11 protein-coding genes and 1 pseudogene are annotated in these 16,858 nt (G+C 69.3%); 4 read left to right on the top strand and 8 right to left on the bottom strand.

Going from position 1 to position 16,858, the window contains the following annotated elements; genetic code table 11:
- Window positions 1-2,140: 2,140 nt before the first annotated feature.
- Window positions 2,141-4,036 carry a glycoside hydrolase family 3 protein gene (locus J7E96_RS06505; RefSeq protein ID WP_215128347.1) on the top strand — a complete coding sequence of 632 codons (1,896 nt, stop codon included), beginning with the start codon at window positions 2,141-2,143 and terminating at the stop codon, window positions 4,034-4,036.
- A gap of 151 nt (window positions 4,037-4,187) precedes the next feature.
- On the opposite strand, the gene J7E96_RS06500 is transcribed toward J7E96_RS06505, so the two are convergent.
- The 3 genes from J7E96_RS06500 to J7E96_RS06490 form a co-directional block, all read right to left on the bottom strand.
- Window positions 4,188-5,627, bottom strand: a complete 1,440-nt coding sequence (locus J7E96_RS06500) for a S28 family serine protease (protein WP_215128345.1) — start codon at window positions 5,625-5,627, stop codon at window positions 4,188-4,190.
- A 67-nt stretch (window positions 5,628-5,694) separates the two neighbouring features.
- Complete coding sequence (locus J7E96_RS06495) at window positions 5,695-6,066, bottom strand: hypothetical protein (protein ID WP_215128343.1); 372 nt, start codon at window positions 6,064-6,066, stop codon at window positions 5,695-5,697.
- A gap of 222 nt (window positions 6,067-6,288) precedes the next feature.
- On the bottom strand, window positions 6,289-10,017 hold the full coding sequence (locus J7E96_RS06490) for an ABC transporter ATP-binding protein (RefSeq protein WP_215128341.1): 3,729 nt from the start codon (window positions 10,015-10,017) through the stop codon (window positions 6,289-6,291).
- A gap of 177 nt (window positions 10,018-10,194) precedes the next feature.
- Here J7E96_RS06490 and J7E96_RS06485 point away from each other — a divergent pair, with 177 nt between their 5' ends.
- Both J7E96_RS06485 and J7E96_RS06480 read left to right on the top strand, forming a co-directional pair.
- On the top strand, window positions 10,195-10,578 hold the full coding sequence (locus J7E96_RS06485) for a type II toxin-antitoxin system RelE/ParE family toxin (protein ID WP_215128340.1): 384 nt from the start codon (window positions 10,195-10,197) through the stop codon (window positions 10,576-10,578).
- On the top strand, window positions 10,578-10,919 hold the full coding sequence (locus J7E96_RS06480) for a helix-turn-helix domain-containing protein (RefSeq protein ID WP_215128338.1): 342 nt from the start codon (window positions 10,578-10,580) through the stop codon (window positions 10,917-10,919). Before J7E96_RS06485 ends, J7E96_RS06480 begins: the two co-directional genes overlap by 1 nt.
- Window positions 10,920-10,932: 13 nt before the next feature.
- Here the strand turns inward: J7E96_RS06480 and J7E96_RS06475 are convergent, their stop codons facing one another.
- On the bottom strand, window positions 10,933-11,850 hold the full coding sequence (locus J7E96_RS06475) for a serine hydrolase (RefSeq protein ID WP_215128336.1): 918 nt from the start codon (window positions 11,848-11,850) through the stop codon (window positions 10,933-10,935).
- A gap of 394 nt (window positions 11,851-12,244) precedes the next feature.
- Window positions 12,245-13,003 (bottom strand): GntR family transcriptional regulator, encoded by a 759-nt coding sequence (locus tag J7E96_RS06470; protein WP_215128446.1) that lies wholly within the window; start codon window positions 13,001-13,003, stop codon window positions 12,245-12,247.
- Between the two features lie 191 nt (window positions 13,004-13,194).
- On the opposite strand from J7E96_RS06470, the gene J7E96_RS06465 reads away from it, so the two are divergent.
- Complete coding sequence (locus J7E96_RS06465; RefSeq protein ID WP_215128334.1) at window positions 13,195-13,647, top strand: ATP-binding protein; 453 nt, start codon at window positions 13,195-13,197, stop codon at window positions 13,645-13,647.
- On the opposite strand, the gene J7E96_RS06460 is transcribed toward J7E96_RS06465, so the two are convergent.
- The 3 genes and pseudogenes from J7E96_RS06460 to J7E96_RS06450 form a co-directional block, all read right to left on the bottom strand.
- Window positions 13,648-15,339: a thiamine pyrophosphate-binding protein gene (locus J7E96_RS06460; protein ID WP_215128332.1), complete on the bottom strand. Its 1,692-nt coding sequence runs from the start codon at window positions 15,337-15,339 to the stop codon at window positions 13,648-13,650.
- A 115-nt stretch (window positions 15,340-15,454) separates the two neighbouring features.
- On the bottom strand, window positions 15,455-16,453 hold the full coding sequence (speB, locus tag J7E96_RS06455; RefSeq protein WP_215128330.1) for an agmatinase: 999 nt from the start codon (window positions 16,451-16,453) through the stop codon (window positions 15,455-15,457).
- 42 nt (window positions 16,454-16,495) lie between these two features.
- A pseudogene (locus J7E96_RS06450) lies at window positions 16,496-16,756 on the bottom strand (sodium:solute symporter); the annotation flags it as partial.
- Window positions 16,757-16,858 lie beyond the last annotated feature (102 nt).

Below are 16,858 nucleotides of genomic sequence, written 5' to 3'. Positions count from 1 at the left end.
GTGAGTGGGTGGAAGGGCCTCCAGGGGTTGGTGGTCCTGCCGACGGTCCGGCCGGGACGATGACTCGGCCGGGCTAAATGGCGCACTGTCCCGGCTCCCACACCGGCGGGATGGGACGAACCCAGCACGTGACACACAGGCGCGCCCGTTTCACCCCACATTTGACCCATGAGTGAGGCCTCGTCGTGCGTCATCTGTGGGGTTTGTTGCACGCCAATGGCAGAAGACGACTCCCGACGGCCCACCAGTCACACCAGCCCCAACCGGCGCCCCGGTGGGACGGCGTCGTGCCGGTGTGAGGCTGCGGCGGCTGGTGCGGGCCGACACGGTGGCCGGCTACGTCGCTTGTGGGCTTCGTTCGCTGCAACGACCCGCTGCGGGCCGCTGGAACGCGATTAACCCCACACTTGATGAATCCCAACGCCCCTCCAACCCCACCCGTCTCAGCCGTATCGCTCCCCGCCATCACGGGAGCGTTTCAACCCACACAGACGGCTCGGACGACTCAGTGGCCCGCCAGGTCCACCTGAGCCCTTCGACCGCCCTTGATGGGATTCGGGCGCTCCAACCGTCCGCCTCGGAGCCATGTGCGCAACCAACCCAGCACTTCATGAGCCGCAACGCCCCTGCAACCCCATGCGTCCCAGCCATATCGTTTCCCGCCACCACGGGAGCGTTTCAACCCACACGGACGGCTCGGACGACTGGGACGGCACGCCATATTGCCGAGGGTGGACCTGGCGGCCGCCGCGGTGATCTGACAGCCGGAATCCCACCCTCCCGCCACATCAGCTTCAACCGCTTCACTGTCGGCCATCACAGAGACTTTTCGACCGCCCTTGATGGGATTCGGGCGCTCCAACCGTCCGATTCCGGGCCGCGTGTGCAACGAACCCAGCACTTCGTGAGCCGCAACGCCCCTGCAGCCCCATCCGTCCCAGCTGTATCGTTTCCGGCCGTCGCGGAAGCGTTTCGGTCCGCACTGTGGCTCGCACGAGTCGCGGGGCGGCTTCCGCGATCCGGTTTCTGGGCTCCACAGTGCAGTCGGTGCCTCACCACCCGCCCACACCAGCAACGAGCTTGTGGCCCAACCGACCACCGGTCGGGGTGGACGCCACACCGTCCCGAGTCGCCCCATTGAACTGTCGCGCCCCACCCGCGCACCGGACAGGCCGCAGGTCGCCCCGGTTGGCCGGCCGTCCGCCTACCTGAGTGCGCGTGTGCGTGGGAATGGGGGTGTTGCACCAGCGGCCGTTCCCGCAGCCGCTGAGACTGGGGCCGCACCGCCCCCTAGACCCGTACTTCGCAGGTCACCCGATCGTGAAGATCAACTGGTCACGACCGATCGCCGCTCAGTCCGGTCCGCAACGGCGATCGCAATGCCGGTCCGATCCGGTCGGGTTCGGACGCCGAAGAGCCGCTGCGGCGAACCTTTTCAGCGACCCGCGAAGTCCGGGCCTAGAGCTCATGCGCCCCACCCACACACCCTCGGGCGGCAGCGAGACAGCGGCCACTTGCCGGGCCTCCCCGTGGGCTCCCCCCGGGGGCCGCCCCCCAGAAGCATTGCGGCGGAGGGCCGACGGTCAAGGGTGTAGCGCAGCGCAATCGCCGCAGGCGACGCGACGCAGGAGCGCCCTTTACCGGCGGGCCTCCGACGCCACACTTACATGTGGCGGCCCCCATCGCAGAAGCCACCAACGCCCCAGGCCGCGCGAAGCCCCCTTCCCGCTCGGCCCCGAGTGCTACTGCGACCTCGAACAACGCAACCCAGCCGCCCCACCCATCCACCCCATCCACCCATCCACCCCACCCGCACCATTTCCTGAAATCTCCGTAGCGGCGGAACCTGTGGCGTGCCGGGGCCGTCCGATCGGCGTACTGCCGTGAGTCTCCGCACAGCGGTGTCGGCACTCGCTGCTGGCTGCGATCGCCGACTCCCCTCTCCAGCCGCCTGCGGCCGGCAGCACAGCCGTCACTGGTGCGCCCCCCTCCGAATGCGCCAGTGGCGGCTCCCCTTTGTGGGGGGTCCTGGCTCCTATGTGCTGCCACACCCTTGACCTGGCAGTTACTTTCCGTATATCCGTGACTTCTTGGAAGTTTCCTTCAACTCCCTTGTCGGGTACGGCCGTAAGGAGCTCACGTGGACCACCACCGCACCTCCGCCTCCACTTCCAGACGCACCCTGCTCACCGCGACCGCCGCCGCAGTGGCCGCGACCGCCATCAGCTCCACTCCCGCCGCCGCCGCCTCGGACACGGCGACGGCCACGGCCACGGCCACGGCCACAGGTACAAGCACAGGTGACGAGTCCGTCAGGGGCGCCGGGCGGGAGCGGCTCAAGCGCCTCATCTCCCGCATGAGCCTCGAAGAGAAGGTCGGCCAGCTCTTCGTCATGCGGGCGTACGGGCACTCCGCGACCGAGCCCGACCAGGTCGACATCGATATGAATCTCAAGGAGATGGGAGTCAGGACCGCCGCCGAACTGGTGGCGAAGTACCACGTCGGCGGCATCATCTACTTCGCCTGGGCGCACAACACCCGCGACCCTCACCAGATCGCCGACCTGTCGAACGGCATCCAGCGCGCCGGGCTCGCCCAGGACACCCCCGTCCCCCTCCTCATCTCCACCGACCAGGAGCACGGCATCGTCGCGCGCGTCGGCAAGCCCGCGACCCTCGTGCCGGGCGCGATGGCGCTCGGGGCCGGCGGGTCGCGTTCCGACGCGCGCAAGGCGGCGCGGATCGCGGGGGCCGAGCTCGCGGCCATGGGCATCGTGCAGAACTACGCGCCCGTCGCCGACGTCAACGTCAACCCGGCCAACCCCGTCATCGGCGTACGGTCCTTCGGGTCCGACCCGCAAGCCGTCGCCGGAATGGTCGCCGCGCAGGTGAAGGGGTATCAGGGCGCCGGGATCGCCGCCACCTCCAAGCACTTCCCCGGGCACGGCGACACGAAGGACGACAGCCACTACTCCCTCCCGACGATCCATCACACCGCCGAGCAGTGGGAGGAACTGGACGCGCCGCCGTTCCGGGCCGCCATCGCCGCCGGTATCGACTCGATCATGACCGCGCATATCGTCGTACCGGCTCTCGATCCGGCCAAGGACCCGGCCACGCTCTCCAAGCCGATCCTGACCGGTGTCCTGCGCGAGCGCCTCGGCTACGACGGGGTCGTCGTGACCGACTCCCTCGCCATGGCGGGCGTACGCCAGAAGTACGGCGACGACCGGGTGCCCGTCCTCGCGCTCCTCGCCGGGTGCGACCAGCTGCTGAACCCGCCGGACCTGCCCGTCGCCTGGAACGCCGTCCTCAAGGCCGTGCGGGACGGGGAATTGAGCATGGCGCGGGTCGAGGAATCGATCCTGCGGATCCTGCTGCTCAAGGCCAAGCTCGGGCTGTTCCGCGACCCCTACGTCTCTCACAAGGACGTGGACAGGACCGTGGGCTCGCGCGCCCACATCGACGCGGCCGACCGGATCGCCGAGGGGACCACCACCCTGCTCGCCAATGACAGCGGGCTGCTGCCGCTCAGCCGTCGTACGCACCGGAATGTGCTCGTGGTCGGGGCCGATCCCGCGTCCCCCACCGGGACCACCGGGCCGCCCACCACCGTCATCGCCAAAGCCCTGACCGAACTCGGCTTCACCGCCACGGCCCTGTCCACCGGGATCACCCCGACCCAGGCGAAGATCAAGGAAGCGGTGGCCGCGGCCAAGGGCAAGGACGTGGTTGTGGTGGGGACGTACAACGTCTCCGCCACCAGTCCCCAGCGCACCCTCGTCCGCGAGCTGGCCGCGACCGGGGTGCCCGTCGTCGCCCTCGCCATCCGCAATCCGTACGACATCGCCCAGCTCGTCGGGACGGGGTTCGGCGCGAGCGTCGCCGCGTACTCCTGGACCGATGTCGAACTGCGTGCGGCTGTGCGGGCCATCGCCGGCCATAGCGTGCCCGGAGGGAAGCTGCCGGTTCCGATACAGCGTGCGGACGATCCGGCGAAGGTGCTGTATCCGGTGGGGTACGGACTGACGTACTAGACGTACTAGCGGACGTGTGTAGTGGGCGCAGTTCTCCGCCGGCGACGGCGTTGTACGTCCAGTTGGGCGTGCAGAAGGGGGTGGGCTGCGCCCGCCGGGTGTGAAACCCCGGCGGGCGCAGCCCGTTCGAGCATGAGTGCGTTACGTTGCGTTACGGGCGCAGCGTCTGTCGCTGCTCCGCGTCGCGCTTGTCCAGCTTCGCGTCGTACCGTGCCAGCGGCTTCGCCTTCGCCGGGTCCGCCTGGACGGCGGCCGGGGCCACGCCCGCCCATTCGAGGATCGCGGCGGTCGCCTTCGCCTTCTCGGCGGGGGCGAGGCCCGCGACGTTGGCGCCGTGGTTGGCGCCGGGCGCGGTGTAGACGTACGAGTCGCGCGCGCCCTTGCCGAGGCGGAAGGGTTCGGCGCTCCACGGGTCGTTCTGGCCGTTCACGAACAGCATCCGCGTGGCGTTGTGCCGCACCCAGCTGTCCACGTCCCGCATCGTGCTCGGGTTGAACTTCATCGGGATGTCGCGCGGCACGTAGACACGCGGCTGGAAGAAGTCCGGGCCGTACTTCATGAGGCCGTCGAGGTGCGGGTACTCGATCTGCGGCGCGCCCAGCTGGGTGCCCGCCTGGTAGTAGTACGGCGTGTACGTCGCCAGACTGCCGTCGCTGTAGGCGGAGAAGCCGGAGATCGCGTCGACGTAGTCGTAGATGACCTGGTCGGAGGAGTCCGCGGCGGGCACGTCCGCGCAGTCGGCCGCCTTGCTGTACTGCCAGAAGGCCCACACGAAGTCGAGGACCGTGGACTCGTACGCCTTGTCGAGGCTGCCGACGGTGTTGAAGGTGGCGTTGTTGGCGTCCGCCCACTCCTTGACCTTGGCGCTCAGCGGACCGCGCCGCTCAAGTGCCTCACGCTGTACGGCGTTGAGCGCGTCGCGGCACTCCTTGGTGCCGACGCCGCGGAAGAAGCGGTCGTACGCCGCGTCCTCCTTGTTCACCACGTCGTTGGGGGCGACGTACGCGACGACGCCGTCCATGTCGCGCGGGTAGAAGCGCTCGTAGTACGTCGCGGTCATGCCGCCCTTGGAGCCGCCGGTCGAGATCCACTTCTTGGAGTAGATCTTCTTCAGGTCGGTGAAGATGCGGTGCTGGTCGCTCGCGGCCTGCTTGATGTCGAGCTTCGACCAGTCGGCGGGATCCGCCGGGCGGGACGGGGTGAAGAAGCGGTACTCCATCGAGACCTGGTTGCCGTCGATGATCTGCGTCGGCTCACTGCGGCGCGGGGCCGTCGAGACGTTGTAGCCGCTGGTGAAGAAGACCGTCGGGCGGTTGGTGTCCTTGTGCAGCAGGGTGACGCGCTGCTTGAAGGTGCCCTTGGACGGGTCCCGGTGGTCGACCGGCTGGGTGTAGTTCAGTACGAAATAGCGATAGCCGGTGTACGGCTTCTCCTCGACCAGGCTCATGCCCGGTATCGCGAGTATTCGCTCCTTGATGTCCTGCTCGGTGCCCGGCTCTGCGGTGGTGACCGCCCCGGCCGGTGCGCTGCCGAGTCCTATGGTGCCTATGAGCACCGCGAACGACAGCAGCATGCTGCGCGCCTTGCGCATTCGCCCTCCCCTGTTCAGTCACAGACGACGGGGCGAACCTAGCCGGGCAACTCCCGTACCACCAGACTCAGCAGAGAATCCAGCCGGTCGATGCGTTCCGCGCACCGACCGAACCATGCGCCCGCACACAGCGGTTGAGGGCGTAGACCGTCACCGGTCCGGCGCGGTAGGTGAAGCGGCCGCTGTCCCTGGCGGTGCGGCTGCCGCGCGCCTGGATGGTGACTGCCATGGTCTGCCGTACGCCGGGGCGTTTGGAGACGGTGATGGCGCAGGCGTAGCGGCGGCTCTTGTAGATGCGCAGTTCTCCGGTGGCGAAGGCGACCGTCTTCACTTTCCGGCCGGAACAGGCCGGTCCGGCAGACGCCGCCTCGGCGCTCCCGATGCCGGGGCTCGCGAGAGTCAGTCCCGCCGCCGCGATCACGATGGCAAGTCCGTACATCAGGTGTTTTCTCATCGCCCCACTCGCCGCAGCGAACACACGTGTCCCCTTACCCCACATGAGCGTACGTGCGTACGGACGCTTGGGAAACAGTGTGCGGTTGCGGGACTTCCGCACGAAGGTTCGGGACAAGGTACGGAGCCTTGTTCATGCCCCTCATCAAAGCGGAGCCGGCCCCGCTGAGGGACCGGCTCCGCTACTCGTCTTCCTCACGGAACGTACTCAGACGGCCGCCGGCTCGTCCTCGCCCACGAACGTGCGCCACAGGCGGGCGTACGTCCCCTCCAGGGCCAGCAGTTCGTCGTGCGTGCCGTCCTCGACGACCCGGCCGTGGTCCATGACCACCACCCGGTCCGCGCGCGCCGCCGTCGTCAGGCGGTGGGCGACGACCAGCGTGGTACGGCGGCCGGTGAGACGGTCCGTGGCCTGGTTGACCTGGGCCTCGGTCGCCAGGTCCAGGGCGGCGGTCGCCTCGTCGAGGAGCAGGATGTCCGGGTCGACGAGTTCGGCGCGGGCGAGCGCGATGAGCTGGCGCTGGCCGGCGGAGAGGTTGCGGCCGCGTTCGGCGACCTCGTGCAGGTAGCCGCCGTCCAGCGTCGCGATCATGTCGTGCGCGCCGACCGCGCGGGCCGCCGCCTCGACCTCGGCGTCGGTGGCGTCGTGCCGGCCGTAGGCGATGGCGTCGCGGACCGTGCCCGCGAAGAGGTACGCCTCCTGCGGTACGACGCCGAGGCGGTGCCGGTACGCCGTGATGTCGAGGTCGCGCAGGTCGGTGCCGTCGGCGGTGATGCGCCCGGAGGTCGGATCGTAGAAGCGGGCGACGAGCTTGACGACAGTGGACTTGCCCGCGCCGGTCTCGCCGACGAAGGCGACGGTCTGGCCGGCCGGGATCCGCAGATCGATCCCGCTCAGCGCCTCTTCCTCATCGCCGTACTGGAACCGCACGTCCTCGAAGGCGATCTCGCCGCTCAGCGACGGGACTTCCTTCGGCCGGTCGGCGGGGGCGGTCGAGGTGGGCTCCTGGAGGAGTTCCTGGATGCGCCGCAGGGAGACCGTGGCCTGCTGGTATCCGTCGAAGACTTGGGAGAGCTGCTGTACGGGGGCGAAGAACAGGTCGATGTAGAGGAGGTACGCGACGAGCGCGCCGGTGGTGAGTGTGCCCGCGTCCACCCGCCCCGCGCCGACGATCAGCACCGCGGCGGCGGCGACGGACGACAGCAGCTGCACGAAGGGGAAGTAGATGGAGATCAGCCACTGGCCGCGCACCCGCGCCTGCCGGTAGCTGTCGCTGCGCTCCGCGAACCGCTCGGCGCCTGTGCGCTCGCGCCGGAACGCCTGGACGATGCGCAGCCCGGACACGGACTCCTGGAGGTCGGCGTTGACGAGACTGACGCGGTCGCGCGCCAGCTCGTAGGCCTTGACGCTCGACTTGCGGAAGAAGTACGTACCGATGATCAGCACCGGCAGTGTCGCGAAGACGACCAGGGCCAGCTGCACGTCGATGACGAGGAGCGCGACCATGATGCCGAAGAAGGTGACGACGGAGACGAAGGCGGTGACGAGGCCGGTCTGGAGGAACGTCGACAGGGCGTCGACGTCCGTCGTCATGCGGGTCATGATGCGGCCGGTCAGCTCGCGCTCGTAGTAGTCGAGGCCGAGGCGCTGGAGCTGGGCGAAGATCTTGAGGCGCAGCGCGTAGAGCACGCGCTCGCCGGTCCGGCCGGTCATCCGGATCTCGGCGGTCTGCGCGACCCACTGCACGATGACGGACAGCAGCGCGAGCCCGGCCGCCGCCCAGACCGCGCCGAGCGCGAGCTGGGTGACGCCCTCGTCGATGCCGTGCCGGATCATGATCGGCAGGAGCAGCCCCATGCCGGCGTCCACGGTGACGAGCGCGAGGCTGACGAGCAGCGGCAGCCCGAAGCCGCGCAGCAGGCGGCGCAGGCCGTACGACTCCTCGGGCTGGACGGCGCGGTTCTCGTCGATGTCGGGTACGTCGTTGGCGGGCGGCAGCGCCTCGACCTGCGCGAGCAGCTCGGGCGTTGCGGGCATCCCCGGCGCGTGGTCGGTGGCTGCGCGGTCGTCGGGCGAGGCCTCGTCCCGTACCCACAGCTCGGGCGTGATGCCGCGCTCGGCGTCGAACTCGGCGTCCAGCTCGGCCTGCACGGACCGGTCGTCGGCGGGTTCCGGCGCCTTGGTGAGGATGTGCCCGGGCGATACGCCGCCGAGCTCGTCGGGGTCGGTGAGCAGCCGCCGGTAGAGCGCCGAGCGCTCCTGGAGCTCCTCGTGCGTACCGATGTCGGAGAGGCGGCCGTCGTCGATCACGGCGATGCGGTCGGCGAGGTTGAGGGTGGAGCGGCGGTGGGCTATGAGCAGCGTCGTACGCCCGGCCATGACGGACTTCAGTGCCTCGTGGATCTCGTGCTCGACGCGGGCGTCCACGGCGGAGGTGGCGTCGTCGAGGAGGAGCAGGCGGGGGTCGGTGAGGATGGCGCGGGCGAGGGCGATGCGCTGGCGCTGGCCGCCGGAGAGGGTGAGGCCGTGCTCGCCGACGGTGGTGTCGTAGCCGTTCGGCAGCTCGGAGATGAAGCGGTCGGCCTGGGCGGCGCGGGCGGCGGCCAGGACCTGCTCGTCGGTCGCGTCCGGCAGGCCGTAGGCGATGTTGGCGCGGACGGTGTCGGAGAAGAGGAAGCTGTCCTCCGGTACGAGCCCTATGGCTGCGCGCAGCGAGTCGAGGGTGAGTTCGCGGACGTCGTGCCCGCCGACGAGGACGGCGCCGTGGGACACGTCGTAGAAGCGCGGCAGGAGCAGCGACACGGTGGACTTGCCGCTGCCCGAGGAGCCGACGACGGCGACGGTCTCCCCGGCCCGGATTTCGAGGGAGAAGCCGTCGAGGACGGGCCGGTCGTCGTCGTAGCCGAACGACACGTCGTCGAACTCGACGGTGGCGGGTGCGTCGGCGGGAAGCTCCTTGGTCCCGTCCTCGATGGACGGCTCGGTGTCGATCAGCTCCAGGACGCGCTCGACACCGGCGCGGGCCTGCTGCCCGACGGTGAGGACCATGGCGAGCATGCGGACGGGGCCGACGAGCTGGGCGAGGTAGGTGGAGAAGGCCACGAACGTACCGAGGGTGATCTCCCCGCGCGTCGCGAGCCAGCCGCCGAGCGCGAGCATCGCGACCTGGCCGAGGGTGGGCACAGCCTGGAGGGCGGGGGTGTAGCGGGAGTTCAGCCGGACGGTCCGCATCCGCCCGGCGAAGAGGCGGCGGCTGACCTCGCGCAGCTTGCCGGTCTCCTGGTCCTCCTGCCCGAAGCCCTTCACGACGCGTACGCCCGACACGGCCCCGTCGACGACGCCGGCGACGGCGGCGGCCTGGCCCTGGGCGTACCAGGTGGCCGGAAAGAGCCGGGTGCGGCTGCGCTTGGCGATGAACCACAGGGCGGGGGCGACGGCGAGGGCGACGAGGGTCAGGAGCGGCGAGAGCCACGCCATGATCCCGAGCGAGATGAAGAACAGCAGGAAGTTCCCGATGGTCATCGGGAGCATGAAGAGGAGGCTCTGGATGAGCTGGAGGTCGGTGGTGGCGCGGCCGACGACCTGCCCGGTGGAGAGCTCGTCCTGGCGGCGTCCGTCGAGGCGGGTGATGGTCCCGTACATCTCGGTGCGCAGATCGTGCTGGACGTCGAGGGCGAGGCGGCCGCCGTAGTAGCGGCGGATGTAGGTGAGGCCGTACACGACGACGGCGGCGACGATGAGCAGCCCGGTCCATACGGCGAGCGACCGCGTCTTGGCCCCGATGACGTCGTCGATGATCACCTTGGTGATGAGCGGGACGAGCGCCATGACGGCCATGCCGGCGAGCGACGATCCCAGTGCGAGCACGACATTGCGCCGGTACCTCCAGGCATAGCCCGCCAGCCGCCGTGCCCACCCTTGATCTGCCGCCGCCACTGTTGCCTCCCGGTCGTCCTGACGTCCTGATCTGCCGGAAGTCACCAACGCGGTGAGGTGCGGATTTCATCCCGCCGCCATGAAGACCGGTCTCTGGTCCTAGGACCATCACCCGTTCGGTGGGCTTCACGTACGTTTCATCACGCCATACACTCAAGCATCTATACGTTCCGGTGTATGGATGATCCCTTTGTGATCGAGATCGAGCCGGAGGTCCGGCTGTGGCTGATGAACCTGTCAGAGCACGACTACGCGAGGGCCGAACACGCCGCTGCCCGACTGGCTGGGGATGCGAGCACGCTCTGCGAGCCGCACTCGCGCCATCTGGGAAACGGGGTGAGGGAATTGCGATTCGACCTCGGCCCCAATCGTGACGCTGTCAGAATCACGTACTGGCTCGCTCCGGGACGCCGAGCCGTGCTGCTGACGGTCTTCCGCAAAACGAAGCAGCGCGAGGACGCGGAAGTCGCCCGCGCGAAGCAGGCGAAGGCCGTCTGCCAAGCAGCACACGAACCTGCGCACGATGTATTCGTCCGCGACACACAGCAAGGAGGGCTGTAATGGTCAGCCACGCCCAGTGGAAACTCGCCAGGGACCGGAAGATCGCCCAGGGCATCGCGGAAGATCCCGAGGTCGCCAAGCTGCGCGAGGAGATCAGCATGTCGTGGGATCTCGGTCAGGCGGTGTACGACCGGCGTACCGAGCTCGGGATCTCGCAGACCGAGCTCGCGCAGCGCGCCGGCATGACGCAGCCGCAGATCTCCAAGCTGGAGCTGGGCGGCACCATGCCGACGCTGCCGCTGCTCGCGCGGCTGGCACGGGCGATGGAGGCCTCGCTGAGTGTGGAGCTCGACGGTGATACGTCCGTTGTCGCGTTCCGCGCACGTACCACCGCTGCCTGACGGAGCCGGGCCGTCAGGACTTCGGTACCGCCGGGATCGCCTCGCGGGGTGTCTCGGTCGGGGCGTACAGAGTCGATGCGGACGCCGTCGGGTTGAGGGCCTTGTGGATCGCGCGGGACACGGCCTGGATGGTGTTCACGCCGTCGTTCATGGTGGCGTTGTCGTAGGTGAGCACCGTGATCCCGTAGTCGTGGCCGTTGCCGGTGAACGCGCCGATGGAGTGCACGCGCCAGCCGTGCGTGGAGCGCGGCAGCCAGCCGTTCTTGACCTGGATCTTGGCGGTGGACGGGGCGCCGGCCGGAGTGCCCCAGCGCTGGGAGGAGATGACCTTGCCCATCAGGCCGAGGGTGTACTTGCGCGAATTGTCGCTCAGCACGGTGTTCTTCGCGGTGAGCAGCGCGAGCAGCTTCTGCTCGTCGCGTGCGGTGATCTGGGTCAGGCCCCAGTAGCCGCCGGTGCCGGGCACGGTCTGGGTCATCCCGGCGGCGGCCAGGAAACCCTTGATCTTCGTCATGCCGAGCTGCCGCCACAGGGTGCTGGTGGCGTTGTTGTCCGACTTGGTGATCATGTCGGTGGCGAGCTGGTTCTCGCGCGACGTCAGGTAGCGGTTGGTCTTCTTCGCGTCCCACAGCAGCGCGGCGAGGACGGTCACCTTGACCACGCTCGCGGAGTCGTACTTCTGCGCGGCGCGCAAGGTGCAGGTGGTCTTGGTGGTGCGGTCGTACAGCGAGATCGCGGTCGTGGACTTCCGCCCCTTGAGCGCCTCGGTGATACCCGTGGTCAGCTTGGCCGCGAGCCCGGTCTTGCCCGAGGTGCAGACCACCGTCGGCGCGGTAGCGGCAGCGGCGGGCGCGGCGGCGGCGAGGGGCACGAGTACCGCCCCGGCCAGGACTGCGGCGGTAGTGGCGAGCGTTATTCGACTGTGCGTCATGGTGTGGTTTTCCGTCCCCTCGTAACGTCTGCTTCAGATGACCCTTGGGGGGCGGAAAGGTTGTACGGGATTCACCGGAGAATGGAGCCACGGCACACGACGATGTCTTCGTCGTCCTTGAAATGGCTACGCGTGGTGAAAGAGATGACGGGGCCCTCTTGCTCGTAGCGCGCGGTGTACAGGCGACGGGAGACCTCTTCGCGGCGCAGCCATCGTGCGATGGCCTCGGCGTTCAAAGATGCCGCGCAGGGCCGGAGGACGGGGGCGCCGCCCGCTGCGCGTCATGTCCCCATCCCCCCTCTGCGTAAGCAAGTTGTCGTCGCGTGGCTACGCCGGCCAAACGCAGAGCATCAGGCGCGCACTTCTTCGGGCAGCAGGCCCTGAATGCTGGACGTCAGGCGTCGAAGTCGTACTCCAGGACGTACGCCGACGCGTCCAGGACCATGTCGTTCACCTCAACCACGCGCCCACCCTCGGCGAAAGCCGTGCGGCAGACGAGGACGACCGGAGTGCCTGATGCCAGGCCGAGGTCGCCGGCCTCGGCCGCGCTCGGCATCCGGGAGCGGACCTCCTCGCGGAAATGGACCGGTTTGACACCGAGTTCCTCAAGCCGCGCATAGATTCCGCCGGGGCCGGTATCCGCCTGCACAATCGCCGTTCCTGCCACGAGTTCGGCGTCAAGGTAGGACGAGGCGAGCAGCACCGGCTTACCGTCGAGCACGAATCGCCGACGGCGTACGTACACTCGCGCGCCCGGCGCGACACCGAGGACGCCCGCGATCCCCTCCGGTGCCTCTTCCTCGGCCACCGAGAGCAACTCGACCACCAAGTCTCGTCCCTCGGCCTCGCCTTCCCAGATGGACCGCCCCTCACCCCACGTCAGGTGCGAGAGCCGCTGCACCCCGCGGCGCCTGATGGGCCTGAACTCACGGACAAAGACCCCCGCACCCTTGCGCGCTTCGACCAGCCCCTCGGACTGAAGCACGCCCAGCGCCTGCCGCGCCGTCATACGGGCGACGTCGTACGTGGCCATCAGGTCGTTCTCTCCAGGCAGACGCTCGCCCGGCGCGTACTCACCCGCCTCAATCGCAGCCTTCAGCTCCGTTGCGATGCGCTGGTACTTGAGCTCTCGGCCGGCGCCCTGGCTACCCATGGAGAAGTCCTCCCTGATCATCTCTAGACATCCTAGGCGCCTTTCGCCGGGCACCACCCGGCCAGCATTTGAGCACAAGCGAGCAAGCGCGTACATCTCTAGAGAAGCACTGGACCAGACAGCCTTCATCACGCTTCACTGGCATAGATCTCTAGAGATGCATGTGTCATTGCGACGCTCAGGAGGCTTCCATGCCGGTCCACCCCACCGACGTACCCCTCGAAGTTACGTGGCAACTCCCCCGCAGCCCGCGCAGCGCGGGACGCGCCCGGGCCCTGCTGCGCGAACAGCTCGCGGCCTGGAAGATCGACGGCACGGTGGCGGAGACCGCCGAACTGTTCGTGTCGGAGCTGGTCACCAACTCCGTCCAGCACGCGTACGTCCCACCGGGCCGAGAGATCGGCGTACGGTTCGCACGCTATGACGGGGTCCTGCGCATTGAGGTCGCCGACGCCAACGGCTGCCACCCGACCCCGCACCAAGCGGGCGACGACGACGAACGAGGCCGGGGCCTAGCCATCATCGTCGCCCTGGCGCAGCGATGGGGCTACTGCCCTCGGCGCCACGGTATTGGCAAGGCGGTCTGGGCAGAGCTCAAACTTCCGGAGCAGACGGAGCCGTTGGGCTCCGTCACGCGTGCGTGATCAGGCTCCCGTCAGGTGTGTCGGGGCGAACATTCGGAGCAGCGCCGGGAGTACGAGCACCGAAGGGCCGGGGGTCGAGAAGGACTTGGTCAGGTCTTCGGTCAGGGTTTCCGGGGTCGTGCGTGCTGCCGGTACGCCGAAGGAATCCGCCAGGGCGATGAAGTCCGGGCGGGCCAGTTCCGTGCCGGTGGCCTCGGCGAAGGCGTCGGTCATGTACTCGCGGAGGATGCCGTAGCCGCCGTCGTCCACGATCAGCCAGGTGACCGGGAGGCTGTGCTGGCGGGCGGTGGCGAGTTCCGCGATGGAGTACATCGCGCCGCCGTCGCCGGAGACCGCGAGTACGGGGCGGGTACGGTCCGCCGTCGCCGCGCCGAGCGCCGCCGGGAAGCCGTAGCCGAGGCCGCCCGCGCCCTGCGCCGAGTGCATGGTGTTGGGGTGGCGGGGGTCGAACGCCGACCAGGCCCAGTACGCCAGGATCGTCATGTCCCAGAAGCTCGGGGACGTGGCGGGGAGTGCTTCCCGGATCGATGCGAGCAGGTGCTGCTCCAGGGGGAGGTCCTGGGAGGCGATGCGGGCGCGAACCTTCGACAGCACCGCCGCCACTCGCTCCGCCGCCCCCTCGTCCTCGCGGTCCTCCACCGTCTCCAGCAGCGCCGAGAGCGCCAGGCGGGCGTCCGCGTGGATGCCTAGTGCCGGGTGGTTCGATTCGAGTTTGCCCAGGTCGGCGTCGATCTGGATGATCCGGCCGCGCGGGCTGAACGTGAAGTAGTTGGAGGACAGTTCACCCAGGCCGCTGCCGACCACCAGGAGTACGTCCGCCTCTTCCAGGAAGTCCGTCGTGTGGCGGTCCTCCATCCACGACTGGAGGGAAAGTGGATGCGTCCACGGGAACGCGCCCTTGCCGCCGAACGTCGTGACCACCGGCGCGTTCAGCTTCTCCGCCAGCGCGCGCAGCTTGCCGGAGGCGTCGGAGCGTACGACACCGCCACCCGCGATGATCACCGGACGGTCGGCCGTCGACAGCAAGTGGGCAGCCAGAGCCGTCAGTTCGGGGCGTGGAGGGAGTTCGCGCGGGGTCGCGTCCATTGCCGTGACGACGGGGAGGGACGTCTCCGCCAACAGGACGTCCTGGGGGATCTCGATCCATACCGGGCCGTGCGGGGCCGTCAGGGCCGACTCCCACGCCTCGGCGATCGCGGACGGGATCTGCGACGCCGTACGAACCGTGTGGACCGACTTCACGATGTCGCGGAACGACGCCTTCTGGTCGCGCAGTTCGTGCAGGTAGCCGTGCCTGCCGCCGCCCAGCCCCGCCGACGGGATCTGGCTGCTGATCGCGAGTACGGGCGCTGACGCCGCCGCCGCCTCTTGGAGCGCGGCGAGCGCGGTGAGGGCCCCCGGGCCGGTGGACAGGAGCAGCGGCGCCGCCTCGCCGGTGATCCGGCCGTACGCGTCGGCGGCGAAGCCCGCGTTGTTCTCGACGCGCAGGCCGACGTACGAGAGGGACGAGCGGCGCAGCGCGTCGAACATGCCCAGCGCGTGCTGGCCGGGGAGGCCGAAGACCGTCGTCGCGCCCAGGCCGGACAGGGTCTCGACGACGAGGTCGCCGCCGTTGCGGCCGGGGGGCGGGTTCAGGGCGGCCTCGGTCTGCGCGGCGGTGGGCCGCAGGACCAGGTCGTGGTCGTGGGTCATGCGTACATCCATCCCTTCCGTCGTGCCGGGCGTCGTTCCGGCCGCGCGCCGGACGGCCGGCCCGCCGTACGCATGAGTGCGCGGCGGCGGGCCGGTGCCGGCTCCGGCGGTGAGGTTACTTCGCGCGCTGCTCCGCGCCGCCCTGGGCGCGGTTGGCGGCGATCTGCCGGGACATGATCGTCGTCAGCTCGTACGCCGTGTGGGAGGCGGCGACGGAGGTGATCTCCGCGTGGTCGTACGCCGGCGCCACCTCGACGACGTCCGCCGAGACCAGGTTGCAGGAGGACAGGCCGCGCAGGATCTCCAGCAGCTCGCGGGAGGTCATGCCGCCCGCCTCCGGGGTGCCGGTGCCGGGCGCGTGGGCCGGGTCGAGGCAGTCGATGTCGATGGAGATGTAGAGCGGGCGGTCGCCGATGCGCTGGCGGAGCTGGTCGGCGACCTCGTCGGCGCCGCGCCGGTAGACGTCGGACGACGTGACGATGCCGAAGCCCATCTTCTCGTCGTCGGTCAGGTCCTGCTTGCCGTAGAGGGGGCCGCGGATACCGACGTGGGAGAGCGCCTCGGTGTCGAGGATGCCCTCCTCGACGGCCCGGCGGAACGGCGTGCCGTGGGTGTACTCCGCGCCGAAGTACGTGTCCCACGTGTCCAGGTGCGCGTCGAAGTGCAGCAGGGCCACCGGGCCGTGCTTCTTCGCGACGGAGCGCAGGAGGGGAAGGGCGATGGTGTGGTCGCCGCCGAGCGTCATCATGCGGGCGCCGGAGCCGATGAGGTCGTCGGCCGCGGCCTCGATCGTCTCGACGGCCTCGTTGATGTTGAACGGGTTGGCGGCGATGTCACCGGCGTCGGCGACCTGCGCGAGCGCGAAGGGCGACGCGTCCTGCGCCGGGTTGTACGGGCGCAGGAGGCGCGAGGCCTCGCGGATCGCGTTGCCGCCGAAGCGGGCGCCGGGTCGGTAGGAGACCCCGGAGTCGAAGGGCACGCCGACGATGGCGACATCGGCGGTGCCGACCTCGTCGAGGCGGGGCAGCCGCGCGAACGTCGCCGGGCCCGCGTACCGGGGGATGCGGGAGGAGTCGACCGGACCGCGGAACTGCTGCTCGCTGCTGCTGCTCATGTGAATTGCCTTCTTTCGTACGCTTCGTTGCGTTATATGACTTTAGCCCGGCGTGGGGACGGACTTGGACTGGGGCTCGGGGTCGGACCCGGGCTCGTGATCGGGCTCCGGCTCGGCGCCCCGGCCCGCCAGCCGCTCGCGCCAGGCGGCCAGGACGGCGGCGTCGGTCGGCGGGGTGGCGAGGCTGACGACGACGTACGCCGCGAGCGACAGCAACAAGCCGTAGTAGACGGGCTCGTTGGCGAGGATTCCGTACCAGGCCATGACCCCGATGACCGCGAGGCCGCCGACCGTGACGACCGCGTAGTCGACGGCCATGGGCCATCCTCCTTCGAGCACCTCAGTGGCGTGTCGCGCAGGGATATGCAGGGAGAGCGGCGGCTCTTGTGCGGGGACATCCGCCCG

Origin of the sequence: Streptomyces sp. ISL-96 (assembly GCF_018614035.1) — a bacterium.
Classification (GTDB): Bacteria; Actinomycetota; Actinomycetes; order Streptomycetales; family Streptomycetaceae; genus Streptomyces.
This window is presented reverse-complemented; position numbering and strand designations above follow the sequence as displayed.

Excerpts from the sequence above, each read along its gene's own strand:
- J7E96_RS06500 (WP_215128345.1), bottom strand. The coding sequence starts at position 5,627 with ATGCGCAAGGCGCGCAGCATGCTGCTGTCGTTCGCGGTGCTCATAGGC.
- J7E96_RS06495 (WP_215128343.1), bottom strand. The coding sequence starts at position 6,066 with ATGTACGGACTTGCCATCGTGATCGCGGCGGCGGGACTGACTCTCGCG.
- J7E96_RS06485 (WP_215128340.1), top strand. The coding sequence starts at position 10,195 with ATGGATGATCCCTTTGTGATCGAGATCGAGCCGGAGGTCCGGCTGTGG.
- J7E96_RS06480 (WP_215128338.1), top strand. The coding sequence starts at position 10,578 with ATGGTCAGCCACGCCCAGTGGAAACTCGCCAGGGACCGGAAGATCGCC.
- J7E96_RS06475 (WP_215128336.1), bottom strand. The coding sequence starts at position 11,850 with ATGACGCACAGTCGAATAACGCTCGCCACTACCGCCGCAGTCCTGGCC.
- J7E96_RS06470 (WP_215128446.1), bottom strand. The coding sequence starts at position 13,003 with ATGGGTAGCCAGGGCGCCGGCCGAGAGCTCAAGTACCAGCGCATCGCA.
- J7E96_RS06465 (WP_215128334.1), top strand. The coding sequence starts at position 13,195 with ATGCCGGTCCACCCCACCGACGTACCCCTCGAAGTTACGTGGCAACTC.
- J7E96_RS06460 (WP_215128332.1), bottom strand. The coding sequence starts at position 15,339 with ATGACCCACGACCACGACCTGGTCCTGCGGCCCACCGCCGCGCAGACC.
- speB (WP_215128330.1), bottom strand. The coding sequence starts at position 16,453 with ATGAGCAGCAGCAGCGAGCAGCAGTTCCGCGGTCCGGTCGACTCCTCC.